This window comes from Paracoccus ravus (assembly GCF_004522175.1).
GTDB lineage: Bacteria > Pseudomonadota > Alphaproteobacteria > Rhodobacterales > Rhodobacteraceae > Paracoccus > Paracoccus ravus.
In genome coordinates this window covers 13,406-39,375 of the sequence record NZ_SDEB01000017.1, presented here as the reverse complement: position 1 = coordinate 39,375, position 25,970 = coordinate 13,406, and the positions used below count along the sequence as shown (strand labels likewise).

The following is a 25,970-nucleotide window of genomic DNA, read 5'->3' as shown; positions in this document are numbered from 1 at the left end:
TGTGGGAAGGACAGAACGTGACTGTTCAGACACGTGCACCCGAACCGCTCCTTCCGGCCGCCCATGCGATGCGGCCGGCCGATGAGCGCGTCTTCTTGCTGCTGCAGGGTCCGCATGGCCCGTTCTTCGATCAACTGTCGCGGCAATTGCGCAAGGCCGGTTCCGGCGTGTGGCGGGTCGGCTTCAACGCCGGGGACGAGTTCTTCTGGAAGGACAAGCCGCGCTACGTTCCCCATCTCGAGACTCCCTCGGACTGGCCGTCGCGGCTGGACGCGATGATCCGCGAGAAAAAGATTACCGATATCGTCCTTTATGGCGATGTGCGGCCGATCCATGCGGCGGCGCGCGATGCGGCGCGGCGCTACGGGCTGGTCTTGCATGTCTTCGAGGAGGGCTATCTGCGCCCGTTCTGGATCACCTATGAACGCGGCGGCTCGAATGGACATTCCGCGCTGATGGACATTCCCCTGCGCGAAATGAGCCGCGCGCTGCGCAGCCGCGTGGGAGAGTTGAACCGGCCTCCGGCGCGCTGGGGCGACATGCGGCAGCACAAGTTCTACGGCGCGCTCTATCATTTCTTCGTGCTGATCGCGAACCGGCGCTATTCGGGCTATCGGACCCATCGCCAGATCGGCGTGTTCCAGGAGTTTCGCCTGAACCTGCGCAAGCTCTTGCTGACCCCGGTGGACATGATCGCGCAGCGCCGCGAAGAGCGGGCGATCCGGGGCGGCGGCTTTCCCTATGTGCTGGTCCTCATGCAACTCGAGCATGATTCGAATTTCGTCGCACATTCGGATTACCGGCGCATGTCGGATTTCACCGACGAGACGCTTGAGGAATTTGCCCGCTCGGCCCCGCGCCATCACCATATCGTCTTCAAATCCCATCCGCTCGAAGATGGTCGCGGGGGCATCCGCCAGGCCATCGCGCAAAAGGCCAAGGATCTGGGGATTTCGGACCGGGTCCATTTCGTCCGGGGCGGCAAGCTCGCGCAATTGCTCAACCAGGCTCGGGCGGCGCTCACGGTGAATTCGACCTCGGCGCAGCAGGCGCTGTGGCGCGGATTGCCGGTCAAGGCGATGGGCCGCGCGGTCTATTGCAAGCCAGGACTGGTCTCGGGCCAGCCGCTGGCGGAATTCTTTGCCGATCCGGTTCCTCCAAGCGCCCTGTCCTATCGGCGATTTCGGGATTTCCTGCTGGAAAGCAGCCAGATCCCCGGAGGTTTCTATGCCGAGCGCTCCCGCGCCCATGCCCTGCGCATCGTGGTGGACATGATGCTTGCGCCCGACTGTCCTTATGAGGCGCTGATCGCGGGACGTGCGAAATATCGGCAACAGATGGAGCGCGATGCTGACTGACTCTTGATAAAACGTAGAAATTCCAAAACCGCTGGTCTAACCTACGCATCAATAAACACGGGCGAAGCCTGGAACGGGACGAGAGACAGGAGCAAAGCTTTGACTGAACTGAGTTTTTCGCGTGCCAGCCGCGAAGCTGCATCCCATGCGCGCCGCCACAGGGCCGGGCGGGTTGCGCTGCTGGGAGCCGTGCTGCTTTTGGCGGCCTGCGGCCTGCCCCGTTCGGGACCGACCAAAGGTCAGCTTCTGGACAGCGGCGTGAGCCAGGGCGGCTCGGTCCATATCGTCAATGTCGATGACCGTGTGAACCGGGCTGCGAATTTCGCGCCGGCCTATGGCTTCAGCCGGGATTTCCAGTCTGCGGGCCAGGTCGGTGCCGATGAAGTGCGTCCGGGCGACGTCCTGGGCCTGTCGATCTGGGAAAACGTCGATGACGGGCTTTTGGCCTCGATGGGGACCAGTTCGACGCAGCTGCAAGAGCTGCAGGTCGACAGCCAGGGCTATATCTTCGTTCCTTACGCCGGCCGCGTGCGGGCCGCGGGCAACAGCCCCGACGAGCTGCGCCGCATCATCACCCAGAAACTCGAGACCCAGACCCCGGACCCGCAGGTCATGGTGACCCGCATGGCCGGCGACGGGGCGACCGTCTCGGTCCTTGGCAAGGTCAATGGTCAAGGCGTCTATCCGATCGAACGCCCGACGCGGAACCTGTCCTCGATGCTGTCCAAGGCGGGCGGCGTCTCGGTCGAACCCGAGGTCGCGGTGGTGACCGTGAAGCGCGGCGGCAATAGCGGCAAGGTCTGGCTGCGCGATCTCTATTCCAATTCGCGCAACGACATCGCGCTGCGTCCCGGCGACGTCATCCTTGTCGAAGAGGACCAGCGCAGCTTCACCGCGCTCGGTGCGCTTGGGGGCCAGACCAAGGTCCCGCTCGGCAACGAGGAAATCAACGCGATCGAGGCCGTGGCCATGGTCGGCGGGTTGCAGACCAATCTTGCCGATCCCAAGGGCGTGTTCATTCTGCGCAACGAGCCGCAATCCGTGGCCCGCGCCGTGCTTGGCCGCCCCGATATCTATGGCGATCAGCGCGTCGCCTATGTGCTGGACCTGACCAAGCCGAACGGCATGTTCATGGCGCGCGACTTCCTGATCCGCGACAGCGACACCGTCTATGTGACCGAGGCACCCATGGTGCAATGGACCAAGACGCTCAACGTGATCCTGGCCCCGGTCAACCAGATCCGCACGACCGAAAGCGGGTTCTGAGCCCGTGCCCGAAACCTTCAAGGCCGCCGGAGATCTCCGGCGGCTTTTTGTTTTCAATCGCGGCTTCTTTTCGTCACCGCGCATCAACCGGATCATGCAGCTTGCCGGCTGGCGGCCCTCGGTCGGATTGCCGAATGCCGCGGATATGGTCGGGATCTGGGGGGCAAGCCCGACGGCATGGCGGGGCGAGGCCGTCGCCCGGCAGCGCGGCGCGAAGCTCTTGCGGGTCGAGGATGCCTTTCTGCGCTCGATCCTTCCGGGCCGGGCCTCGGGTCCCGTGGCGCGACGGGGGCCGGTCGGGCTGATCCTCGATCCGGTCGGGCTGCATTTCCGGCCAGACCGGCCCTCGCTGATCGAAAATCTGGTTCAGGACCCGCGCGCCGCTGCCCGCGTCACTGACGCAAGCGATGCCATCGCGCGTCTGCGCGCTGCCGGCCTGTCGAAATACAATGCCTTCACGCTGGACCATGCGGATCTGCCCAAGGGGCATGTTCTGATCATCGACCAGACCCGGGGCGATGCATCGCTTCTGGGCGCCGGGCGGGCAGCGTTCCTTGCCATGCTGGATGCCGCCCGGAACGAGCATCCCGGCGCGCCGCTGGTCATCCGCAGCCATCCCGAGACCGCCTCGGGGCTGCGGCCCGGTCATTTCGAGGCTCGGGACCTGCGCGCGAATGAGCGGTTCTGCGACGCGCCGGTTTCACCCTGGGCTTTGCTGAAAGATGCCGCGGCAGTCTATGTCATGTCGTCTCAGCTCGGCTATGAGGCGATCCTGGCCGGTCTGCGGCCGCGTGTCTTTGGACAGCCATTCTATGCCGGCTGGGGATTGTCGCGGGACGAACACGCCTTCCCCCGCCGCGCTCCCGTCTCGGTCGAGCAGCTTTTCGCGGCAAGCCATCTGCTCGCGCCGGTCTGGTACGACCCTTGCCGCGACAGGCTGACCGATTTCGAGGGCGCCCTGCGTCAGATCGAGGCCGAGGCGCGGGCCTGGCGTCAGGATCATGCCGGGCATCTGGCCTATGGCATCCGGTTGTGGAAGCGGCCCTTCATAACCCGCAGCTTCGGGAATGGCCGCGGCGTGCGCTTTACCGGAAAACCCGGCCCCCGCGTCACGCTTGCCTGGGCGGGTAAGGCGGATCTCGTGCCGCAGGCGCTGCGGGTCGAGGACGGGTTCCTGCGCTCGCGCGGGCTGGGTGCGGCATTGGTCCCGCCTCTGTCGCTGATCGCGGATGATCTGGGCATCTATTACGATCCGCGCCGCGAAAGCCGTTTCGAGCGGCTCATGGCCACCCCCCTGCCGCCGGGCGGGGCCACGCGCGCCGCCGCGCTCGGCGCGGCCATCGTCGCGGCGGGGGTGACGAAATACAATCTCGCGGGCAGGCTTCCCGATTTGCCGGCGGGGCATCGCATCCTCGTGCCGGGACAGGTCGAGGACGATGCCTCGATCCGATTTGGCGCGGGTTCAGAACGTAGCAATCTGGCGCTCTTGCAGCGCGCGCGCGCCGAGAACCCTGCGGCCGTCCTGATCTACAAGCCGCATCCCGATGTCGTGGCGGGGCTGCGCCCGGGTGTCGTGCCACAGGAGGATCTGGACCGGCTTGCGGATGTGGTCGCTGCCGATGCGGATGCGGCCGCATTGCTGGCTCAGGTGGACGAGGTCTGGACCATCACCTCGACCATCGGTCTGGAAGCCTTGCTGCGCGGCCTGAATGTCACCACGCTGGGCGCGCCATTCTATGCCGGTTGGGGGCTAACACGGGATCTGGGTCCGGTGCCCTCCAGACGTAAGGCCCGCGCGGATCTGCCCCGGCTGATCCATGTCGCCTTGATTGCCTATCCGCGCTACCACGATCCGAAAAGCGGGCTGCCCTGCCCGCCGGAAGTGGCCCTTGACCGGCTGGCCGATCCCCACAGCGGATTGCAGGGCAGCCCCGCGCTGCGGATGCTGGCCAAGGCGCAGGGCGCACTGAGCGGGCACTCCTGGATCTGGCGGCGCTAGTCGCGCAGCCAGCGATGCATGAGATCCGCGCCGATCCGACGCGTCTCGACCAGCCGAAAGCGGGGCGCATCGGCCAGATGGCGCAGCGCCAGAGCGCCGCTTGCAGATCGGGCATCGCTGCCCAGAATGAGCCCTGCGGTGAAGCCGATCAGCTGATCGACCAGACCGGCATGCAGCAACTGCGCCGCCAGAATGCCACCGCCCTCGCAAAAGACCCGCGTCAGGCCTCGCCTGCCCAGTTCGGCCATGACCTCGCCGATATCGCCAGCCACCGGCCAGAGCGGTCCATGATCCGGCCCTTCCGGTGGCAGGTCGGGCAAGGGCCGGGAGGTGACGACGATCCTGACGGGCTGGCGAAGGCTGCCCATGCCACGCACATTCAGCGCCGGCAGATCCGTGCGCGCCGTGCCGCCGCCGACCATCACCGCGTCATGGCTGCTGCGCAATGCATGGACATGGCGGCGGGCTTCGGCGCCGGTGATCCACTGGCTTTCCCCGCTCGCCGTGGCGATCCGGCCGTCGAAGCTGGTCGCAAGCTTCAGCGTCAGCATCGGCCGTCCCCGGGTCACGCGGGTCAGAAAGCCGCGTTGCTGGGCGCGGGCCTCTTGCGCGCAGATGCCCTCGGTCACCGCAATCCCGGCTTTGCGCAGCATGGCAATGCCACGACCCGAGACACGCGGATCGGGATCCGAGATCGCCACGACCACCCGCGCGACACCCGCGCCGATCAGCGCCTCGGCGCAGGGCGGCGTCTTGCCGTGATGGGCGCAGGGTTCAAGCGTGACATGGGCTGTGGCCCCCCGTGCCGATTGGCCCGCCTGCGCCAGCGCCATGGTCTCGGCATGAGGGCGACCGCCGGGCTGGGTCCAGCCCCGGCCCAGGATGCGGCCATCGCGTTCGATCACGCAGCCGACGGCGGGATTGGGCCAGGTATTTCCCAGCCCCCGTTGCGCCAGACCAAGGGCATGGCGCATATGGCGCGCATCGCTCACTCTTCGGCAAGTCCCGGGCGCAATTCCGACACGAATTTATCGAAATCATCCGCAGCCTGGAAGTTCTTGTAAACGCTCGCAAATCTTACATAGGCGACAGTATCGATCCGGGCCAGGGTTTCCATCACGATCTCGCCGATGACCTTCGAGGGAATATCGGTATCGCCCAGACTTTCCAGCCGCCGCACGATCCCGGAAATCATCTGGTCGATCCGCTCAGGATCGATCGGGCGTTTCTGCATGGCGATGCGGATCGAGCGCTCGAGCTTCGAGCGGTCGAAATCCTCGCGCCGGCCGCTGGACTTTACCACCACCAGATCGCGCAGCTGGACCCGTTCATAGGTCGTGAAGCGGCCACCGCAGGCGGGGCAAAAGCGGCGTCGGCGAATGGCGACATTGTCTTCGGCAGGCCGCGAATCCTTAACCTGAGTGTCCACATTGCCGCAGAACGGACAGCGCATCCCTTGTCCCTCGATTTCCCAAAACCTCAGCCACTATAGGAAGCTTGGAACAACTTGGGTAGTCCAGAGATGCCGCCACAAGATAAGGTTTTCGGCCACCCGCCGCGCGAAAACCGGAAGTTTTCCGTCGCGCCCCGGTCAGGCCCGATTTTCCCGTGATGAGCATCTCGACAGCCGCCTTTTCGCGTGCAACAGTCCGAGGCGTCGGCCGCCAGGAGAGGCTGACCAACGCGGAGGAAACTATGAAAAACAACAGCAAATTCGATCGGCGCAGCTTCCTGACGCGCGCCGCAGTCGGCGGCGCGACCGCTGCCGCCGGTGCCGCCCTGGCTGCTCCTGCCATCGCGCAGGAAATGCCCGAGGTGAAATGGCGTCTGGCCTCGTCTTTCCCCAAGTCGCTGGATACGATCTATGGCGGCGCGGAAGTTCTGTCGAAATACCTGTCCGAGGCGACCGGCGGCAAGTTCCAGATCCAGGTCTTTGCCGCGGGCGAGATCGTCCCCGGCCTGCAGGCCCAGGACGCCGTGACCGACGGCACCGTCGAAGCCTGCCACACGGTCGGCTATTACAGCTGGGGCAAGGATCCGACCTTTGCCTTGGGCGCAGCCGTGCCCTTCGCGCTTTCGGCGCGGGCGCATAACGCCTGGCAATATCATGGTGGCGGCATCGACCTGTATAACGAATTCCTCGCCACCCATAACATCTTCGGCCTGCCGGGCGGGAATACCGGTGCGCAGATGGGCGGATGGTTCCGCAAGGAAATCAACACGGTCGAGGACCTGAAAGGGCTCAAGATCCGGGTTGGCGGCTTTGCGGGCAAGGTGCTCGAGCGTCTTGGCGCCGTGCCGCAGCAGATCGCCGGGGGCGATATCTATCCGGCGCTGGAAAAAGGCACGATCGACGCTTCGGAATGGGTCGGCCCCTATGACGACCAGAAGCTCGGCTTCTTCAAGGTCGCGCCCTATTACTATTATCCCGGCTGGTGGGAAGGCGGCCCGACCGTCCATTTCTTCTTCAACAAGGAGAAATACGAAGCCCTCCCCGAGCATTACAAGGCATTGCTGCGCACCGCCGCGCAAGCGACCGATGCAAACATGCTGCAGAAATACGATCACCTGAACCCGGTTGCCCTGAAGGAACTGGTGGCCTCGGGTGCGCAACTGCGGCCCTTCAGCCAAGAGATCCTCGATGCCTGCTACAAGGCTGCGAACGAGGTCTATGCTGAGCTGGAAGCCTCGAACGCGCCCTTCAAGAAAATCTGGGACTCGATCAAGACCGCGCGGGCCGACTGGTATCTCTACAACCAGACCGCCGAATATACCTATGACACGTTCATGATGATCCAGCAGCGCAACAACATGCTGTAATGATCTGATTGAATTCAGGAAACGCCGTCTCGGATATGCTTCGAGGCGGCGTTTTCGCATCTTCCCCCGATCGTTCCGCGCCGTTAAGGTCACGCCGTCCCGGAGGAGGAAATACATGGACAGACGTTCTTTCCTGCGCGCCAGCGCAATCGGCTCGGTTGCAGCCGGAACCCTTGCCGCCCCCGCCATCGCGCAGTCCGCGCCCAAGGTGCAGTGGCGGATGACTTCGAGCTACCCGAAATCGCTCGACACCATCCATCAGGGCGCGGTGACGCTCGCGGAATATGTCCGCGGCATGACCGACGGCAATTTCGAGATCCAGGTCTTTGCCCCCGGCGAGATCGTTGGCGGCTTGCAGGCGGCCGATGCGGTCTCCGAAGGCACGGTCGAGGCGGCACATACCTCGTCCTATTACTATTGGGGCAAGGACCCGGTCTGGGCGCTGCCCACGGCCCTGCCCTTTGGTCTGAACCCGCGCCAGCAGAACGCCTGGTTCTATTATGGCGGCGGCAATGACCTGATGAACGAATTCTATGCCCAGCAGAACCTTTACGGACTGCCGCTGGGCAATACCGGCGCGCAGATGGGCGGCTGGTATCGCAAGGAGATCAACACCGCCGAGGATCTCAAGGGCCTGAAGATGCGGATCGGCGGCTTTGCCGGCAAGATCATGGAGAAAATGGGCGTCGTGCCCCAGAACATTCCCGGCGGCGACATTTATGCCGCGCTGGAAAAGGGCACGATCGACGCGGTGGAATGGGTTGGGCCCTATGACGATGACAAGCTGGGATTCGTCAAGGTCGCGCCCTATTACTACTACCCCGGCTGGTGGGAAGGTGGCGCGACGCTGCATGCGATGTTCAATCTCAAGGCATGGAACGATCTGCCGGAAGCCTATCGCGTCGCGCTCAAGGTCGCCTCGCAGGCCGTGACCTGCGACATGATGGCAAGCTATGACTGGAAGAACCCCGATGCGCTGCTGCGTCTTGTCGGGGCAGGCGCGCAATTGCGGCCCATGTCCGAGGCGATCATGGATGCGGGCTTTGCCGCCAGCCAGGAGGTCTATGCCGAGATCAGCGCCCAGAACCCGACCTTCAAGAAGATCTACGACACGATTGTCGAGTTCAGGGGGAAATCGTTCCAGTACCAGCAGATTTCGGACTACACCTACGACACTTACATGATGATCCAGAAGCAAAAGGGCAGCATCTGAACGCTGCCGCCAAGGTGGAAATGGAAAGGCGGCCCTTGGGCCGCCTTTCTTTGTTCAATTGCTTGCCGGAGGCGTCGCAGGTGCGGTCAGACCCGGAGGCGGACCCGACAGCGGGTTCAACCCGCCCGAAGGGGCAGCCGGGCTCGGCGCAACGCCTTCCGGAGCCGGGGCCTCCGGCGTGCCGGGTGCTGTGGCTGGGGCCGGGGCAGTCGTGCCGAAATTCGGCGCGCCGCCCAAACCGCCAAGGCCTCCGGGCGCAGCGCCCGGGGTCGCAGGTGCGCCGAACGGGTTGCCGAGGCCTCCGCCCAGACCGCCGCCCAGACCGCCGCCCAGTCCGCCAAGTCCCCCTCCTGCGGGGATCTCGATCTTGACATTCGAGGTGTCGATGGGCGGACCCTTGTAATGCATCACCAATCCCGGGAAGAGCATGACGATCGCCACCATCACGAGCTGGATGCAGACATAGGGCACTGCGCCCCAATAGATCTGCCCCGTGGTCACCGGCTCCATCATCTTTCCCGTGACCTTGTCCTGATATGCCACCTTGGGGGCGACCGAACGCAGGAAGAACAGCGAGAAGCCGAAGGGCGGGTGCATGAAGCTGGTCTGCATGTTGACGCCCAGAAGCACGCCGAACCAGATCAGGTCGATCCCCATCGCCTCGGCCGCGGGGGCCAGAAGCGGAACGATGATGAAGGCCAGCTCGAAGAAGTCGAGGAAGAAGGCCAGCAGGAAGACCAGTACAGACACCGCGATCAGGAAGCCATATTCGCCCCCCGGCAGCGAGGTCAGCAGATGTTCGACCCAGATATGACCGTTCACGCCATAGAAGGTCAGCGAGAAGACCCGCGCGCCGATCAGGATGAACATGACAAAGGCAGAAAGCCGGGTCGTTGCCAGCAAGGCCTGACGGATCACGTCATAGTTCAGACGCCCCTTGATGCCTGCGAGCAGCAGCGCGCCGACCGCGCCCATCGCGCCGCCCTCCGTGGGCGTGGCGATGCCCAGAAAGATCGTGCCCAGCACCAGGAAAATCAGCGCCAGCGGCGGGATCAGCACGATGACAACCTGCTGCGCGAGGCGCGACATCAGGTTGATCTTCAGTGCCTTGTCGAGCAGCGCCACGACATAGATCGCGATGATCGCGATCGCGGGCGCGAGGATGTCGGCATCCTTGCCCTGCGTCGGGTAGAGCCACAGGAATGCCAGATAGGCCAGCCCCAGCGTCGCGGCCAGCGCCACGAAAAGCGAGGTGACGCCAGAACCCAGCGTGCGCGCCTCTTTGGGCAGGGCGGGCATCAGGTGCGGGCGGAAGATCGACACGAGGAAGATATAGCCCATGTAGATCCCGGTCAGCACCAGACCGGGGATCAGCGCGCCCTTGTACATGTCGCCGACCGACCGGCCGAGCTGGTCGGCCAGCACGATCAGAACCAGCGAGGGCGGGATGATCTGCGCCAAGGTCCCCGAGGCCGCGATGGTCCCCGAAGCAATGCGACGGTCGTAACCGTAGCGCAGCATGATCGGCAGCGAGATAAGACCCATCGCGATGACCGAGGCCGCGACGACGCCCGTGGTTGCCGCCAGCAGCGCGCCCACGATGATCACCGCATAGGCAAGGCCGCCACGGATCGGGCCGAAAAGCTGGCCGATCGTGTCCAGAAGATCCTCGGCCATGCCCGATTTCTCGAGCACGATGCCCATGAAGGTGAAGAAGGGAATGGCAAGTAATGTCTCGTTCGACATCACCCCCCAGAGCCGTTCCGGCATGGCGTTCAACAGCGGCCAGCTGAGGTTGATCGAGCCGCCCGACAGCGGCGCAAGTTCGACGCCGATGACGAAGAACAAAAGCCCGTTCGCGGCCAGCGCAAAGGCGACCGGATAGCCGAAGAGCAGGAAGAGGACGAGCGAGGCGAACATGATCGGTGCCATGTTCTGCGCGATGAGTTCCATCATTTGCGGCTCTCCTCGCGGGGCTCGTCTTCAAGCGCGGCCTCCATGTCGCGCGCCATCGCCTCGCCCTCGAGGGCGGCTGCAGCGTGATGCGACACGAAGGGGTTCGGATCGGGAATGATCCCGCGCATGACCGCGATCTTCTTGATGATCTCGGAGATTCCCTGAATGAACAGCAGGATGAAGCCCGCGAGCAGCATCGCCTTGGCCGGCCACAGGATCAGCCCGCCCGAATTGGTCGATACCTCGCCGCTGCGAAAGCTGCGCATGACCCAGGGCGTCAGGTAATAGATCATCAAGGTGACGAAGGGCATCAGGAACAGGCAATGGCCGATCAGGTCGATCCAATGCTGGCGGCGGCGCGTCCACATCCCGTAGATGATGTCGATGCGGATATGCTCGTTTTCCTTCAGCGTGTAAGCGGCAGCGCCCAGAAAGGCCGCGCCGTAAAGATACCATTGCAGTTCAAGCCAGGCATTCGACGAGGTGTTCAGCACCTTCCGAATGATGGCGTTGCCCGCGCTGACGAGAACCGCGACCAGGATCAGCCAGGTGACCGACCTCCCGATCACCGTGTTGACGCGATCAATGCCGCGAGACAGCCCTAATAGGGCACCCATGCGTGAAACCTCCCCTTATTTGGCCATGCCCCTCACTCGACACGGCCCGCCGGCCTCTCTCCGGTCTTTTTCCATCGTGCTTTCGTATGAAGGAAGGCCGTAATTCGGTCAAGCCGCAGGCCCCGAGGCCAATGCCACCAGCGCAAGCAGGGTGGCCGTCTCGCCGGATTGCTGGATCGCGCCCAGGACATCGCCGGTCTGTCCGCCCAGCTTGGACAAGGCCATGACCGCAGGAATCGCCGCAAATGCGGCTCCGACGGATGCGACCATGAGCCAGCCCAAACTGCCCGAACCTGCGGCAGAAACCGCGGGCAGGACCAGCATCGCGCCCAAAGTGATCGCGACCAATGCGATCCGGTGTGAGGCCTGACCTGCGGCGCGGCCCAAACCTTCCGGCCTTGCCGCAGGCATCACGGCCAGCGCCAGGGCCATCAGCCCGCGCGACCAGGCTGCCGCCGCCAGAAGCCCCAGTGCGGCCAGTCCCGCCGAATGCCCGGCCAGCGCCGCAAGCGCGGCGATCCGCAGCGCCGCCACCAGTCCAAGGGTCAGTGCGCCATAGCTGCCGATCCGGGAATCACGCATGATCTCGAGCCTGCGCGTGCGGGTCGAGCCGCCACAGCCATCGGCGAAATCCGCAAGCCCGTCCTCATGCAGCCCGCCGGTCACGAGGGCCATCGCCCCCAGCGCGAGGATTGCCGCGATCGGCGCGCCAAGGCCCAGCCAAAGCGCGAGCCAAATCACCGCGGCGGCGGGGGGCACGACGACAATCCCGACCAGAGGAAAGGCCCATGCCGCGACCGAAAGCGGGACCGGCTCGGGCGGGGCCTGCCGCATCACCGGCAGGCGGGTCAGCCAGACCGTCGCCAGCACGAGGTCGCGGGCGAGCCTAGCCAATCCCCGCCTCGGCAAAAGTGGCCATTCCGGAATGGCAGGCCAGCGCGGCGCGCAGGATCGTCAGCGCCAGCGCCGCGCCCGACCCCTCGCCCAGCCGCATGTCGAGGGACAGGATCGGCTCCTTGCCCAGAACGGCGATCAGGCGGCGATGGCCCGGCTCGGCGCTGGCATGTCCGATCAGGCAATGGTCGAGCGCGTGGCGATCATTGACCTGCAGCACCCCGGCCGCCGCCGTACAGATGAAACCGTCAAGGATCACCGGAATGCCCAACTCGCGGGCGCGGATCACCGCGCCGCAGATCGCCGCCTGCTCGCGCCCGCCATAAGAGCCGAGGATCGAGGCCGCGCTGGCCGCGCCCTTGTGGCGCTTCAGCCCGGCATCGATGGCGGCGATCTTGCGGGCCATGATGTCCTCATCCGCGCCGGTGCCCGGTCCGACCCAATCCTCGGCGCTGCCACCGAAGGTCGCGGCGGCCAATGCGGCGGCGACGGTCGAATTGCCGATGCCCATCTCGCCAAGGATCACCACATTGGCCGATGGATCGACCGCATCCTTGCCGATCTGGATGGCGGTGACGAGATCCGGGACCTCCATCGCCATACCCTTGGTGAAATCCGCCGTCGGACGGTCGAGTTCCAGCGGGATCACCGTCAGTTCGGCCCCGGCGACGCGGCAGATCTGGTTGATCGCGGCCCCGCCCTGCTCGAAATTCGCGACCATCTGGGCGGTGACCTCGACCGGGAAAGGGTTCACCCCCTGCGCGGTGACGCCGTGATTGCCGGCGAAGACCAAAGCCTGCGCATAGTCGATCACCGGACGCGCGCGCCCCTGCCAGCCCGCCATAAAGATCGCGAGTTCTTCGAGGCGGCCCAGCGACCCCGGCGGCTTTGTCAGTTCGGCCTGGCGCGCGCGGGCGGCCTCGGCGGCGGATTCATCAAATTGCTTCAAGAAAAGGCTCCCTGCGGTTTGAGGCGCAGCGGCAGACCGCTGACCGACATCCAGACCTCGTCGGCGATCCCGGCCACGGCCTGATTCATCCAGCCGTGCTGGTCTCTGAATTTCCGCGCCAGCGCGTTATCGGGCACGATGCCCAGCCCCAGCTCATTGGTGACCAGCAGGACCGGTCCGCGCTGTATGCGCAGCACATCGCATAGCTCGGTGACCCGCGGCTCGGGCGCGCCTCCCGCCATGACATTCGCCAGCCAAAGCGTGAGACAATCGACCAGCCGCAGCCTGTGGCCGTCATCGCTTCTGGCCAGCGCGCCGGGCAGATCCAGCGGTTCTTCGAGCGTGCTCCAGCCCGTGCCGCGACGCGCGCGATGGATCTCGATACGCTGCGTCATTTCCGCGTCGAGAGGCTCGGCGGTCGCGATATAAAGAGCGGGTCCCGAGACCAGAGAAGCCCTTGATTCGGCCAAGGCGGACTTGCCCGAGCGGGCGCCTCCGGTGATCAGGGTGATGCGCGGAACGGTTTTCATGGCCGTTTTCTTTCACATGGCAGGGATGTGGGAAAGCAGCAATCGCACTTGCCGGGCTGCGCGTTTCGCGCCAGTTTGACCGCCTGCTCGGGCCACGCATGTCCCGAGGGGTAACAAGAACAACTTCAGAGAGGTTGCCACGGATGAAACATCTGTTCCTCACCACCGCGCTGACCATGGGCCTTGCGCTGCCCGCGCTGGCGGTCCAGCCCGCACCGGGCGAAAAGCTTGCCGCTGACCAAAGCTATACCTTCTGGCTCTTGGACGCGATCAAGACCGCCGATCCGCACAAGAATTCGGATGTCGAAGGTTCGGATGTCATCCGCCAACTCTTCGAGGGCCTGCTGAACGAGGACGCCAAGGGCGCGCCTGTTCCGGGCGTCGCCACCAAGTTCGACGTCTCGGATGACAAGCTGACCTATACGTTCCATCTGCGCCCCGAGGCGAAATGGTCGAATGGTGAGGCGCTGACCGCCAATGACTTCGTCTACAGCTGGCGCCGCCTGGCCGATCCGGCGACCGCTTCGGAATATGCGTGGTTCATGGAACTCATGAACGTCGAGAACGCCCCCGCCGTCGTGAAGGGCGAGAAGAAGCCCGAGGAGCTGGGCATCAAGGCGATCGACGATCACACGCTGGAAGTGAAGCTCAGCGTCGCCACCCCCTATTTCCCGAAGATGGTCACGCATAGCTCGACCTTCCCGGTGCCGCAGAAGGTCGTCGAGGCCGAGGGCGACAACTGGACCCAGGCCGGCAAGCTGGTCGGCAACGGTGCCTATACCCTCGCCAGGCACGATCTGGGCGTCCAGATCAGCATGGAGAAGAACCCGAACTACTGGGACGCCGCCAATGTGATCATGGAACATGTCAAGGGCCTGACCGTGAACGACAACAACGTCGCGCTCACCCGCTACAAGGCAGGCGAGCTTGACCGCGTCCAGATCCCGGCGGGCCAATACCCGGCGCTGGAAAAGGAATTCCCCAATCAGGCGATCTCGATCCCCTATTCCTGCTCGTATGGCTATCTGTTCAACCTTTCGGACAAGGGCCCCGAAGCGCTGAAAGACGTGCGCGTCCGCAAGGCGCTGTCCTATGCGATGCAACGCGATGTGGTCGTCGACAAGATCCTGCAAGGTGGCCAGAAGCCGTCCTACAACTGGACCCATTGGGCAATCGAGGGCTTCGAGATGCCCGAGATCGACTATGCGGGCTGGAGCCAGGCCGAGCGCCTCGAAAAGGCCAAGGCGCTGCTGGCCGAGGCCGGCTACGGCCCCGACAAGCCGCTGAAACTGACGCTGCAATACAACACGGACGAGAACCACAAGAAGATCGCCGTTGCCGCGCAGCAGTTCTACAAGGCGCTCGGCGTCCAGATCGAGCTGAACAATGTCGAGTGGAAGGTCCATACCGACCGCCTGCAATCGCAGGATTTCGAGATGGCCCGCTATGCCTGGTGCGCGGATTACAACGAGGCCTCGACCTTCCTCGACTATTTCCGCTCGACCGGGATGAACTATGGCAAGTTCAACAATGCCGCGTTCGACAAGCTGCTCGACGAGTCGAAGACCTCGGAAGACCCGAACGTTCAATATACCGCGGCCGAGAAGATCCTGGCCGAGGAAATGCCGCTGGTCCCGATCTATCAATATGCCAAGGTGGACATGATCAACGACGCGATCAAAGGCCTGCCGACCGAGAACGTCATGAACGACTGGCTCGCCAAAGACATCTACCGGATCGAGAAATAAGATTTTGGCGGCGGCCCCCTTGCGGGGCCGCCATGCCGAAACTGTCCGGCACCTAACTCGGGAACCTGAACATGTTCGGTTACATCCTCAGGCGGCTTGCCGTCGCCATCCCGACGTTGCTTCTGCTCATCGTCCTTTCCTTCCTGCTGATGCATGCGGCCCCCGGCGGCCCCTTCACGCAGGAACGTGCCCTGCCCCCGCAGATCGTCGCGAACCTGAATGCCAAATACGGGCTTGATGACCCGCTGTGGCGGCAGATCGTGAATTACGTCTGGGGCATCGTCGCGCATTTCGATTTCGGTCCCAGCTTCGTCTATCCCGACCGCTCGGTGAACCAGATCATCGCGGCGGGATTCCCGGTCACGCTGACCTATGGCGCGATCTCCTTCATCGCGGCGGTCATCGTCGGCGTCTCGCTGGGCGTGGCCGCGGCCATCCGCCAGAACTCGTGGATCGACTACCTCGCCGTCGGCACCTCGATCGGCGCGCAGGTGCTGCCGAACTTCGTCATGGCCCCCATCCTCGTGCTGGTCTTCACGCTGTGGCTGGGCTGGCTGCCGGGCGGCGGCTGGGGCGGCCCGATCTACTGGATCATGCCGGTCGTGGCGCTTTCGACCAGCTTCATGGCCTCGATCGCGCGGATCACGCGCTCCTCGATGCTGGAGGTGCTGGGCTCGAACCATATCCGCACCGCCCGCGCCAAGGGCCTGCCGGAAAGCAAGGTGATCTTGCGCCACGCGTTGAAGCCCGCGCTTTTGCCGGTGATCAGCTATCTTGGCCCGGCTTTCGTGACGATGATCACCGGCTCGGTCGTGGTCGATATGTATTTCTCGACCGGCGGCATCGGGCGCAGCTTCGTCGATTCCGCGCTGAACCGCGACTATGCGGTGATGATGGGGATCACCATCCTTGTCGGCGCGCTGACCATTCTTTTCAGTCTCGTGGTGGACGTGCTTTACGCATGGATCGACCCCAAGATCAGGTACTGAGCCATGATCGACACCCAACAGATGCAATCCCTCGCCGCGCGCATGTCCGAGGCCGAGGTCAAGGGCCGCAGCCCTTGGGCCGATGCCCGTCGCCGCTTCCGCCGGAACAAGGCCGCGATGATCAGCCTTGTCGTGCTGATCCTTGTCGCGCTGTTCGCCATATTCGGCAATTCGCTCGCCGCATGGTCCAACGAGGAAATGGACTTCGAGGTCATTGGCAATGCCGCCACGATGGGGATGCCCAGCTTTGCCAATGGCCATTACTTTGGGACCGACGACCTTGGCCGCGACCTCTTCTCGCGCACCGTGCAGGGCACGCAGGTCTCGCTGATGGTAGGGCTGATCGGCGCGGGCATCGCCGTCATCGTCGGCACGCTCTACGGCGCGACAGCGGGCTATGTCGGCGGCCGCACCGATGCGATCATGATGCGCACGGTCGATATCCTTCTGGCCATTCCCTACATGTTCGTGCTGATCCTGCTCCTGGTGATCTTCGGCCGCTCGATGTCGATGCTGTTCCTGGGAATCGGCTTGATCTCCTGGCTCGAAATGTCACGAATCGTTCGAGGCCAGACGCTTAGCCTCAAGAACCGAGAATTCATCGAGGCCGCCCGGGCGACCGGCGTCCCGGCGTGGCGCATCATCATCCGCCATATCGTGCCGAACCTGCTGGGCGTGGTCGCGGTCTATGCGACGCTGCTGGTGCCGTTGATGATCCTGTCGGAAAGCTTCATCAGCTTCCTCGGCCTTGGCGTGCAGGAGCCGCTGACCTCCTGGGGTGCGCTGATCTCGGAGGGCGCGGGCACGATGAACTACGGCACGCTCTGGCAGCTGATCTTCCCGCTGTTCTTCTTCTGCATCACGCTTTTCGCCTTCTTCTTCGTCGGCGACGGGCTGCGCGACGCGCTTGACCCGAAGGATCGCTAAGATGAGCCTTCTTCAAATCCGCGACCTGAACGTGCGCTTCACCACCACAGATGGCGAGGTTTCTGCGGTCAATGGCATCAATCTGGACGTGGCCCGTGGCGAGACGCTGGGCATTGTAGGCGAATCCGGTTCGGGCAAGTCGCAGCTGGCCTTCTCGATCATGGGGCTTTTGGCGCGCAATGGCCGGGCCACCGGCTCGATCCGCTTTGACGGTGCCGAAATCCTGAATGCCCGCCCCGAAGCTTTGAACAAGATCCGGGCCGAGCGTATCGCGATGGTCTTTCAAGATCCGATGACCAGCCTGAACCCCTATATGCGCGTCGCAGACCAGATGGCCGAGGTTCTCATGCTGCATAAGGGCATGGGCAAGGCGCAGGCCGTGGCGGAATCCGCGCGGATGCTGGATGCGGTGAAAATCCCCGACGCCAAGGGCCGCATCCGGCTTTATCCGCATGAGTTTTCGGGCGGGATGCGGCAACGGGTGATGATCGCCATGTCGCTTCTGTGTCGCCCCGATCTGCTGATCGCCGATGAGCCGACGACGGCGCTGGACGTGACCGTTCAGGCCCAGATCATGGAGCTGATGGCCGATTTGCAGCGCGAATTCGGCATGGCGATGATCCTGATCACGCATGACCTTGGCGTCGTCGCCGGTTCCTGCGAGCGGGTCATGGTCATGTATGGCGGCCGCGTGATGGAGCGTGCGCCGGTCGATCCGATATTCGCCGACCCGGCCCATCCCTATACCCAAGGTCTGCTCGCGGCGATCCCGCGCGTGGACCAAAAGGGCGACCAGCTTTCGGCCATTCCCGGCAGTCCGCCCAACATGACCCATCCTCCGGCGGGCTGTCCTTTTGCACCGCGCTGCGCCTATGTCATGCCGGTTTGCGGTCAGACCATGCCGGGGCTTGATGCCTTTGCACCGGGCCGCGAGCGCGCCTGCTATGCATCGCTGGACGTGGTTCGTGCAGGCCATGCGCCGCAGCCCGACCTGCGAGAGGCCGCCGCCACCGATCTCGACGAGATGCAGGAGAGCGCCCATGACCACTAAGCCCCTGATCTCGGCCCGCGATCTGCGCGTAACGTTTGAACTGCCCTCGGGTGGGATGCCGTGGAACCCGCCGCGTCATCTTCATGCCGTGGGTGGGGTCGATTTCGATCTGATGCCGGGAGAAACACTCGGCATCGTCGGCGAATCCGGCTCTGGGAAATCGACTCTGGCGCGGGCGCTGATTGGGCTGGTTCCTGCCACAGGTCAGGCGAAATGGCAGGACGGCACGAACCTGATCGGCCTCAGCCCGCGCAAGATGCTGAAATATCGCAGCGAGATCCAGATGGTCTTTCAGGACCCGCTGGCGAGCCTCAACCCGCGCATGACCGTGGGCCAGATCATCGCCGAGCCCCTGACCATCCATCACAAGGGCCTCAGCCGCGACGAGGTCAAGCGCCGCGTCAAGGACATGATGGATCGCGTCGGGTTGCTGCCGAACCAGATCAACCGCTACCCGCATGAATTCTCGGGTGGGCAGTGCCAGAGGATCGGCATCGCCCGCGCGCTGATCGTGCAGCCAAAGCTCGTGATCTGCGACGAGCCAGTCTCGGCGCTGGATGTCTCGATTCAGGCGCAGGTCATCAACCTGCTTGGCGAGTTGCAACGCGACCTCGGGCTGGCGCTGATCTTCATCGCGCATGACCTCTCGGTGGTGAAGCATATCAGCGACCGCGTGCTGGTCATGTATCTGGGCCGGGTCATGGAACTGGCCGAGGCGGAATCGCTTTATGCCGACCCGCGTCATCCCTATACGCAGGCGCTGCTGTCCGCCGTTCCGATCCCCGATCCGCAGTTGGAGCGGCAGAAGCGGATGATCCCGTTGAAGGGGGAACTGCCCTCGCCGATGAACCCGCCTTCGGGTTGCGTCTTCCGCACCCGTTGCCCGCGCGCGCAAGAGCTCTGCGCCCGCGAAAGACCTGTTCTGGAGGGGAGGAACCATCTCGCAGCTTGCCACTTTCCGGGAAGGCTACTTCCCGAAGAACTGGCTCGAAGCGCCTGAGCATGTCCCTGCCATGAAAAAAGCGGCCGCCTGAAGCGGCCGCAGTTGCGGAGCGGATCCGATGCCGCCTCAGTCTGGATTGTCCATCCGCACCCGCAGCGCGACCGATCCCTTGGCCGCCGCGCTCCAGTTCACGGCAATATGCTTCTTCGCCGCGCCCTGCTGCACCTGAAGCCAGGGCATTTCCGTGACGCGCGAATTCGACGATGTTGTGATTGCTGTCGTTGCGACCATCGATTCGACGTTCTTTGCCCAACCGGCGAAGGGCAGTTCCGCCTCGATCGGGACCATCCATTTCGTCGCAGCCGAGCCTTGGGTGAAATTTATGTCGACCGGGTTTGCCACATAGGTCAGGACGCCGTTGAACATATTGCCCTGAAACTGGATGTTGCGCATTCGCGTGTAATCCATGCCCGCAAAGCTCGTATCGACCTTTTCGATCCGGGTGATCTTGTTGTTCAGGGATTTGAACACATTGCCCAGAACCGCAAGCCCGTGGATGAAGTGGCCCGTGCCATAGGGCTTGACCACCAGAAAATTGAACCCGGCAATCGTATCGGAGCACAGAAAGGTATTTCCGGTAACCGTCAGACCGCCAAAGGAATATTCATTGCCTTCGAAATCCGGGCGCGGATCATGCTCATTGGTCCATTCGATCGAACAATTGTCGATATAGTTCCCCGTGACGGTGGCCTGCACATTCGGCTGGGTCAGGATCAGCCCGCCGTAACGTACGCCGTTCTGGGCCGAGTCGCCCTGAAACCAGTGGTTTCCCTCGATCATATGTCCGCCGCCGGCCGCGACCATGAAATGGCCAAAGCGCACAAAACGGCTATGCCGGATCTTGGTGTCGTTATTGTTCACATTGATCGCGACCGAGCTTCTGTTCTGCGCAAGATCGCCCATCTCGTTCGACAGAAACTCGCAGCGGTCGACAAGCATGCCTTGGCAGGCCGAGCCGATCGACGTGATGCCTCGATCCTTGGGACGCGTGAAATAGCAGTCGCGGAAACAATTCATCGTGCCAGCCTGGGCCAGCATGACCCCGCTTGCATTGCCATCCAGCACGAATTCGACATCATCGAAGTTGAAGCGGCTCAGGCTGTCCATGCCCGAGAAATCGAAGGCATATTGATAGCGAGTGAATGTGTAGCTGCGCGTCGCGGCCCCGCCATAAAGCGGCTGCGACAGGGTCAGCGTGGCGGCGGCGACATTCTTTGCGCAGACATAGACCTCGCGACCGACGCCATTTCCGCTCAGACGCGCGCCGATCTCGATATTGGCGATGTTCGAGACGTTTTTCAGCGTCAGGGATTCGCCCGGATCGTAGCTGGCCGTTGCGGTGACGGTCCGCGTGTTCCAGGCGCTGCCCGGAACGATCGAGATCTGTCCATTCGTCACGACGCGCCGGTTGCCGAATCCGGTGACGCCCGGCGCAAACTCTCCGGCGATCAGGGGCGCATCCAGATGCACATTTCGCCCGCAGAGATCCAGGACGCCGTGATCGGTATAGCCGAACAGCGCCTGCAAGCCGCGTCTCATCCCCTCGGTCTCGTCGCCGAATGCCGCCGCATAGGTGGGGAAGTCGAATTTGCCCAGCAAGGCCAGCTTGGCGCTGCGAGGCATGGAAAGCTTGCCGACAAAGCGAACCGGTGCGTTCAGGCTCAGATCCGAGCCGATGTGATAAATTCCCGCCGGAACGACGATCTGCCCGCCGCCCGCCGCAGCATTCGCCGCGACAAAGGCCGCGCGATCATCGGTGGTGCCATCGCCGATCGCCCCGAAGTCGCGTACATCGACCCAGTCGAGCATTCCCGGGACAAAGGCCGAAGTCACATCCTCGATGACGAGGTTCTCGATCCGGACCGTGCCGTTATTGTCGCCCATCAGATCGAGACCGAAATAGCCAAAGCTCGCCAGCCGACCCCAGGCCATGTCCACGCCGTCGCGAATTCCGGAGCCGACAATGGCCGAGACCTCGACCACATTGCCATAGCCCGGCAGCGTGAAACTCGGTCCGATCTCGACGACGCCGGTAACATTGGCGCCGGACGATGTTCCGGCATAGCCCGCGATGCGCACCTGCGGCAGGTTGCCGGCGATCGCCTTGACGCGGGCAGAGATCCGCAGATAGCTGCCCGGATTGATCGGCGTCCGGGCCATGTAGCGCAACGATGTCGTTGCAGATAGCTTGAGGATCTCGAGACAGCTTCCGAAATCCTCATCCGCCGGGACGACGGCTGCATTGGTCTGACCCGCCCAAACCGGCGAACCCGGCGTGCCATTCGTCTGCGACCAGAGATCCAGTCCCAGACGAAATTCGCGGGGCATCAAAGCCTTGCTGCCAATAGCCGTCGTGGTCATGCCGAAATATCCTTTCCCGGTCTTTGCGAGCCGATGGGCCGCGCGGTCGGGTCAGAATCTGGCAATCCGGCGTTAACCGGGCGTTAACCATGCGCGCGCAGCAACCGGGCCGCGCGCAACATTCTGGGCCATGTCAGGCGGCCGGCTGGGCCAGCAGTTCACCCGCCAGCGCACGTTCGACCAGCTTGCGGGTTTCCTCGACGCCGTAAAGCGCGATGAAACCGCCAAAGCGCGGGCCCTGGTCAGCACCCAGAAGCACCTGATAGAGGGCCTGGAACCAATCCTTCATCGGTTCGAATTCATGCTCGCGGCCAATGGCAAAGACCATGGTTTGCAGCGCCTCGGCATCGGCGGGCTGATCCCAAGCGGCAAGGCGCCCGGCCAGATCTTCCAGTGCGCGGCGCTCGGCCTCGGACGGAGCGCGGAAGACCCGCTTCGGCGCCACGAAATCGTTGAAATAGCGCACGGCGAATTCGGCGGCGGCATCCAGCGTCGGGTTCGTCTCTGGGCTGGCTTCCGGCGCGTAGCGGCGGATAAAGCCCCAAAGCCCGGTCTTGTCCTTCGCGCCCGCCACCGAGGCGAGGTTTAGGAGCATCTGGAACGGCACGACCATGTCCGAAGCCGGGACCTCGCCGCCATGAATATGCCAGACCGGGTTCGCGAATTGCTGCTCGGGGGTCTGGTCGGGATAGGCGCGCAACTGCTGGTGATACTCGTCCACCGCCTTCGGGATGACATCGAAATGCATCCGCTTGGCCGTTTTCGGCTTCTGATACATGAAATAGGACAGGCTCTCGGTCGCGGCATAGGTCAGCCACTCGTCGATCGACAGGCCGTTGCCCTTGGATTTCGAGATCTTCTGCCCGTCCTGATCAAGGAACAACTCATAGGTGAAATGCTCGGGCTTCTTGCCGCCAAGGATTTCACAGATGCGGTCATAGATCGGCGTGTTCGTCGAGTGGTCCTTGCCATACATTTCAAAGTCAACGTCCAGCGCGGCCCAGCGAGCGCCGAAATCGGGCTTCCATTGCAGTTTCACATTGCCGCCGGTGACCGGCAGCGTCAGTTCCTGCCCGTCCTCATCGTCAAAAGTGATCGTGCCGTTCTTGGCATCCACATTCTTCAGCGGGACATAAAGAACTTTGCCGGTCTTGGGGCTGATCGGCAGGAAGCAGGAATAGGTTTGCTGACGCTCCTCGCGCAGGCTGGCCAGCATCACCTCCATGATCGCGTCATAGCTCTCGGCTGCGCGCAGCAGCGTCTCGTCGAACTGGCCCGATTTGTAGAATTCGGTCGCCGAGATGAATTCATACTCAAACCCGAACGTGTCGAGGAAGCGGCGCAGCATGGCGTTGTTGTGATCGCCAAAGCTCGGATATTCGCCGAACGGGTCGGGAACCGTGGTCAGCGGCTCCTGCAGATGCTCAAGCAGCATCTCGTATTGCGGCACGTTTTCGGGGACCTTGCGCATCCCGTCCATGTCGTCCGAGAAGCAGAACAGGCGCGTCGGAATATCCGAGATCATCTCGAAGGCGCGGCGGATCATCGTCGTGCGCGCGACTTCGCCGAAAGTGCCGATATGCGGCAGACCCGAGGGACCATAGCCGGTCTCGAACAGGACATAGCCCTTTTCGGGGTCCTTCTTCTCATAGCGTTTCAGCACGCGGCGGGCCTCTTCGAAGGGCCATGCCTTTGATTTCATCGCGGCGTCACGCAGAGCGGTCATTTCGGGTCTCCATTGCTGAACCTTCCCCGTATTGAAACGGCGCGAAATGGTCAATAATTACCCCCAATCCCAACGGAGAAATGACATGTCCGAAAACCTGCCCTCCTTCTCGCCCTGCGACGCCCTTGTCGCGGTCATGGTGGGGGTCTCGGCCTCGGACCAGAACCTGCGCACCGCGGAACTGGTCGCCATTGAGCGCGCCGTCAATCACACGCCGGTCTTTGCCAATTACGACATCGACCGGATTCGCCCCGTGTCGCAGACGGTCATGTCGCTCTTCGAAGAAGAAGACGGGCTGGATGCGCTTTTCGGGCTCGTGCGCGCCTCGCTGCCCGAACGGCTGTATGACACCGCCTATCTGCTGGCCTGCGACGTCGCGGCCTCGGACGGAAGATTGGGCGAGATCGAGGCCGAGATGCTGGCAGAAATCCGCGAGCAACTGGAAATCGACCGTCTGCATTCGGCTGCAATCGAATTGGCGGCACGCGCGCGGCACCGCGTGCTTTGATCAGCGCAGGGTGCCGGTGGCCCCGGCGGGCGCGGCCACGCGCTCCGGCAGGGCCCCCATCCAGCCTTCGATCAGAGCTTGCTGCATCTCTTTCGAGCGGCGGGTCCATGTGCTGACCCCGTCGGGCAGTTCCTGCCCTTCGGTCGCGGCGCGCCGGGCCTCGTCGCCGCTCAGGATGGCAAAGGCCAGTGTTCGGCCATCGGCAAACCGCGCATAACCGGCGAGGTTCGAGACAAAGTTCAATGTCCCGGTCTTGGCCAGGATTTCGATCGGGCTTTCGCGTTTGCGACCTTTTGCATCCCGCAGCGGGATCGGCTTGAGCAAGCCGGGCAGATCCCGCCTTGCGCTTTCCAGCGCCAAAAGGCGCGCCAGCGTCATGGCGGTCACGCGATTTTGCGCCGAGAGGCCGGAATGATCGTGAAAGGCAAACTCATCGCCGGGCAGGATCTGGCCCAACCATTCCGCCATGGCATGGGCCGAGCCTTCCGGATCGGATTTCCCGCTGGCGGCCAGGCCGATGACCTCTGCCGTCAGGTTATTGGAATATTTCAGCATCCCATCGACGATTTCGGTCAAGGGGGCGCTCTCCAGACGCGCAAGCTCGATTCCGGTCGGGGTCAGTGTGCTCAGCCGGGGCGTGGGCAGGACCAGGCCCTTGGCGCGGCAAAGCGTCTGGAACACATCCCCCGCATAAAGCTCGGGCCGGCGCACCGGCAGCCAGCGCGAACCGGATTTGCCCATGGAGCGGCGGGCGATGGTCCAGGCCTCCTTCTTCTCCGTGGTCTCATAGGTGAAGAGCGGCAAGCTGCGATCCACGGCGCGGATGCTGACCGTATAGGCGCGCGGCGACAGGCCCGAGCCCCGTGCCTCAAGCGACATCTGCCCCTGACGCCAGCCCAGATGCACCCGGTTGAAATTCAGGATCATGCCGGACAGGCTGGGATTATAGGGAAGATGCTCGTCCTGACTTTGCGACAGCCGCCCCATCTGCGGCAGCGCGCCGCCCCAGATTTCAAAGCTTGTCGGCGCGGGTCCCTGCCATGCCGCAATGGTGCGGGCGGCGAGCGCGGCCAGATCATCCGTATCCAGCAGCGGATCGCCACCGCCCGCCAGAATCAACCGGTCGCCGTCACGAATGACCCGGGTCGCGAAGCGATGCTGCGCCCCCAGCCGGTCAAGGGCATATAGCGCGGTCACGATCTTGAGCGTGCTTGCCGGGGCCATCGGCCGGGCCTCGTGCCTGTGCGAGACAACCTCACCGCTCTGCGCATCGAGCACCGCGAAGCCGACATCCCCGCCAAGCTTGGCAAACGCGATGCTGGGCTCGGCGTCGAATCCCAGCGCCGGGATCTGGGTCGCGGGAAGCGCCACCCCCGCCACCTGCCCCAGCGCACGCCCGGCAAAAAGGCCCGCGCCAAATCCTGCGAGCAGCATTCGTCTTGTGACGGTCATCCCTCGCCTCCGCTTTTCCCTGCCCTGATGGCGGTCGAGGACAGCTTGTTCAGCGGCACGTTTACCATGACCCAGGCCGGAGGGACAGAATTTGCCAGATCACCAGCCCGTGTTTCAGGCAGCCTGTTGCGCCACAGGATCCGCGCCGCGCGGGAAAAACGGGCGGGCATTCGCCAACCGGGGCGGGCGATCACCCCGATCGGTACCTGTGCCGCGATAGATTGCCAGCGATCCCAGCGATCGAATTGCCGCAGATTGTCGGCCCCCATCAGCCAGACGAAGCGCACACCCGGATAGCGGCTGCGCAGCGCAAGGATCGTATCCGCGGTCAGGCGCGTGCCAAGTCGGCTTTCGAGATCGGTGACCAGGATGCGGGGGTCCCCGATCAGGTCCCGCGCCGCTGCAAGCCGCTGGTCAAGTGGCGCGGGACCGTTCGGCTTCAATGGATTGCCGGGGCTGAAAAGCCACCAGACCCGGTCCAGCCGAAAGCGCTGCAATGCCTCTTGCGTGATATGCAGATGCCCGGGATGGGCCGGATCGAAGGACCCGCCCAGCAGGCCGATCCGCATTCCCGGCAGGGCAAGGGGCAGACCCGCCCGCACG

Annotated in this window: 22 protein-coding genes; 11 read left to right on the top strand and 11 right to left on the bottom strand. The window is 63.6% G+C overall.

The genetic code is table 11. The features are described from left to right. Positions 1-68 precede the first annotated feature (68 nt). From ESZ60_RS13945 to ESZ60_RS13935, 3 genes are all read left to right on the top strand, one after another. Positions 69-1,358 (top strand): capsule biosynthesis protein, encoded by a 1,290-nt coding sequence (locus tag ESZ60_RS13945; RefSeq protein ID WP_134681392.1) that lies wholly within the window; start codon positions 69-71, stop codon positions 1,356-1,358. Positions 1,359-1,457: 99 nt separating this feature from the next. Next, a complete protein-coding gene (locus tag ESZ60_RS13940) occupies positions 1,458-2,624 on the top strand; it encodes a polysaccharide biosynthesis/export family protein (protein WP_483414162.1) in 1,167 nt (388 codons plus the stop codon). A gap of 94 nt (positions 2,625-2,718) precedes the next feature. Next, entirely contained in the window at positions 2,719-4,623 is a 1,905-nt protein-coding gene (locus tag ESZ60_RS13935) for a capsular polysaccharide biosynthesis protein (RefSeq protein WP_134681390.1), read from the top strand. Here the strand turns inward: ESZ60_RS13935 and ribD are convergent. Next, positions 4,620-5,597 carry a bifunctional diaminohydroxyphosphoribosylaminopyrimidine deaminase/5-amino-6-(5-phosphoribosylamino)uracil reductase RibD gene (ribD, locus tag ESZ60_RS13930; RefSeq protein WP_134681389.1) on the bottom strand — a complete coding sequence of 326 codons (978 nt, stop codon included), beginning with the start codon at positions 5,595-5,597 and terminating at the stop codon, positions 4,620-4,622. The genes ESZ60_RS13935 and ribD overlap by 4 nt on opposite strands. 14 nt (positions 5,598-5,611) lie before the next feature. After that, on the bottom strand, positions 5,612-6,076 hold the full coding sequence (nrdR, locus tag ESZ60_RS13925; protein ID WP_134681342.1) for a transcriptional regulator NrdR: 465 nt from the start codon (positions 6,074-6,076) through the stop codon (positions 5,612-5,614). Between the two features lie 242 nt (positions 6,077-6,318). Between nrdR and ESZ60_RS13920 the strand changes: the two genes are divergently transcribed. Continuing rightward, positions 6,319-7,443 (top strand): TRAP transporter substrate-binding protein, encoded by a 1,125-nt coding sequence (locus tag ESZ60_RS13920; RefSeq protein WP_134681341.1) that lies wholly within the window; start codon positions 6,319-6,321, stop codon positions 7,441-7,443. Between the two features lie 115 nt (positions 7,444-7,558). Continuing rightward, positions 7,559-8,656: a TRAP transporter substrate-binding protein gene (locus ESZ60_RS13915; RefSeq protein ID WP_134681340.1), complete on the top strand. Its 1,098-nt coding sequence runs from the start codon at positions 7,559-7,561 to the stop codon at positions 8,654-8,656. A 54-nt stretch (positions 8,657-8,710) separates the two neighbouring features. Here the strand turns inward: ESZ60_RS13915 and ESZ60_RS13910 are convergent, their stop codons facing one another. From ESZ60_RS13910 to cobU, 5 genes are all read right to left on the bottom strand, one after another. Further along, the gene (locus ESZ60_RS13910; protein ID WP_134681339.1) at positions 8,711-10,612 is read right to left on the bottom strand and encodes a TRAP transporter large permease; all 1,902 of its coding nucleotides are present in this window, start codon (positions 10,610-10,612) and stop codon (positions 8,711-8,713) included. Continuing rightward, positions 10,609-11,229, bottom strand: a complete 621-nt coding sequence (locus ESZ60_RS13905; protein WP_134681338.1) for a TRAP transporter small permease subunit — start codon at positions 11,227-11,229, stop codon at positions 10,609-10,611. Before ESZ60_RS13905 ends, ESZ60_RS13910 begins: the two co-directional genes overlap by 4 nt. Positions 11,230-11,337: 108 nt before the next feature. Further along, positions 11,338-12,123 (bottom strand): adenosylcobinamide-GDP ribazoletransferase, encoded by a 786-nt coding sequence (gene cobS, locus ESZ60_RS13900; RefSeq protein ID WP_245155704.1) that lies wholly within the window; start codon positions 12,121-12,123, stop codon positions 11,338-11,340. Beyond that, on the bottom strand, positions 12,116-13,072 hold the full coding sequence (gene cobT / locus ESZ60_RS13895) for a nicotinate-nucleotide--dimethylbenzimidazole phosphoribosyltransferase (protein WP_134681337.1): 957 nt from the start codon (positions 13,070-13,072) through the stop codon (positions 12,116-12,118). Before cobT ends, cobS begins: the two co-directional genes overlap by 8 nt. Next, complete coding sequence (gene cobU, locus ESZ60_RS13890) at positions 13,069-13,602, bottom strand: bifunctional adenosylcobinamide kinase/adenosylcobinamide-phosphate guanylyltransferase (RefSeq protein ID WP_134681336.1); 534 nt, start codon at positions 13,600-13,602, stop codon at positions 13,069-13,071. Before cobU ends, cobT begins: the two co-directional genes overlap by 4 nt. A gap of 143 nt (positions 13,603-13,745) precedes the next feature. On the opposite strand from cobU, the gene ESZ60_RS13885 reads away from it, so the two are divergent. From ESZ60_RS13885 to ESZ60_RS13865, 5 genes are all read left to right on the top strand, one after another. Further along, a complete protein-coding gene (locus ESZ60_RS13885; protein WP_134681335.1) occupies positions 13,746-15,350 on the top strand; it encodes a peptide ABC transporter substrate-binding protein in 1,605 nt (534 codons plus the stop codon). Between the two features lie 71 nt (positions 15,351-15,421). Beyond that, a complete protein-coding gene (gene oppB, locus ESZ60_RS13880; RefSeq protein ID WP_134681334.1) occupies positions 15,422-16,339 on the top strand; it encodes an oligopeptide ABC transporter permease OppB in 918 nt (305 codons plus the stop codon). Between the two features lie 3 nt (positions 16,340-16,342). Further along, the gene (locus tag ESZ60_RS13875; RefSeq protein WP_134681333.1) at positions 16,343-17,266 is read left to right on the top strand and encodes an ABC transporter permease subunit; all 924 of its coding nucleotides are present in this window, start codon (positions 16,343-16,345) and stop codon (positions 17,264-17,266) included. 1 nt (position 17,267) lies between these two features. After that, positions 17,268-18,317 (top strand): oligopeptide/dipeptide ABC transporter ATP-binding protein, encoded by a 1,050-nt coding sequence (locus tag ESZ60_RS13870; RefSeq protein WP_134681332.1) that lies wholly within the window; start codon positions 17,268-17,270, stop codon positions 18,315-18,317. Continuing rightward, positions 18,307-19,317, top strand: coding sequence for an oligopeptide/dipeptide ABC transporter ATP-binding protein (locus ESZ60_RS13865; RefSeq protein ID WP_134681331.1), 1,011 nt, complete (start codon positions 18,307-18,309; stop codon positions 19,315-19,317). Before ESZ60_RS13870 ends, ESZ60_RS13865 begins: the two co-directional genes overlap by 11 nt. Before the next feature lie 69 nt (positions 19,318-19,386). Here the strand turns inward: ESZ60_RS13865 and ESZ60_RS13860 are convergent, their stop codons facing one another. Both ESZ60_RS13860 and ESZ60_RS13855 read right to left on the bottom strand, forming a co-directional pair. Further along, positions 19,387-21,681, bottom strand: coding sequence for a glycosyl hydrolase family 28-related protein (locus ESZ60_RS13860; RefSeq protein ID WP_134681330.1), 2,295 nt, complete (start codon positions 21,679-21,681; stop codon positions 19,387-19,389). Between the two features lie 133 nt (positions 21,682-21,814). Beyond that, positions 21,815-23,407: a lysine--tRNA ligase gene (locus tag ESZ60_RS13855; protein ID WP_134681329.1), complete on the bottom strand. Its 1,593-nt coding sequence runs from the start codon at positions 23,405-23,407 to the stop codon at positions 21,815-21,817. An 85-nt stretch (positions 23,408-23,492) separates the two neighbouring features. Here ESZ60_RS13855 and ESZ60_RS13850 point away from each other — a divergent pair, with 85 nt between their 5' ends. Further along, positions 23,493-23,915, top strand: coding sequence for a tellurite resistance TerB family protein (locus tag ESZ60_RS13850; protein WP_134681328.1), 423 nt, complete (start codon positions 23,493-23,495; stop codon positions 23,913-23,915). On the opposite strand, the gene ESZ60_RS13845 is transcribed toward ESZ60_RS13850, so the two are convergent. Both ESZ60_RS13845 and ESZ60_RS13840 read right to left on the bottom strand, forming a co-directional pair. Further along, positions 23,916-25,367 (bottom strand): D-alanyl-D-alanine carboxypeptidase/D-alanyl-D-alanine-endopeptidase, encoded by a 1,452-nt coding sequence (locus ESZ60_RS13845; RefSeq protein WP_134681327.1) that lies wholly within the window; start codon positions 25,365-25,367, stop codon positions 23,916-23,918. After that, positions 25,364-25,969 carry a nicotinate-nucleotide adenylyltransferase gene (locus ESZ60_RS13840; protein WP_134681326.1) on the bottom strand — a complete coding sequence of 202 codons (606 nt, stop codon included), beginning with the start codon at positions 25,967-25,969 and terminating at the stop codon, positions 25,364-25,366. The genes ESZ60_RS13845 and ESZ60_RS13840 overlap by 4 nt, the downstream gene beginning before the upstream one ends. Between the last annotated feature and the right edge of the window lies 1 nt (position 25,970).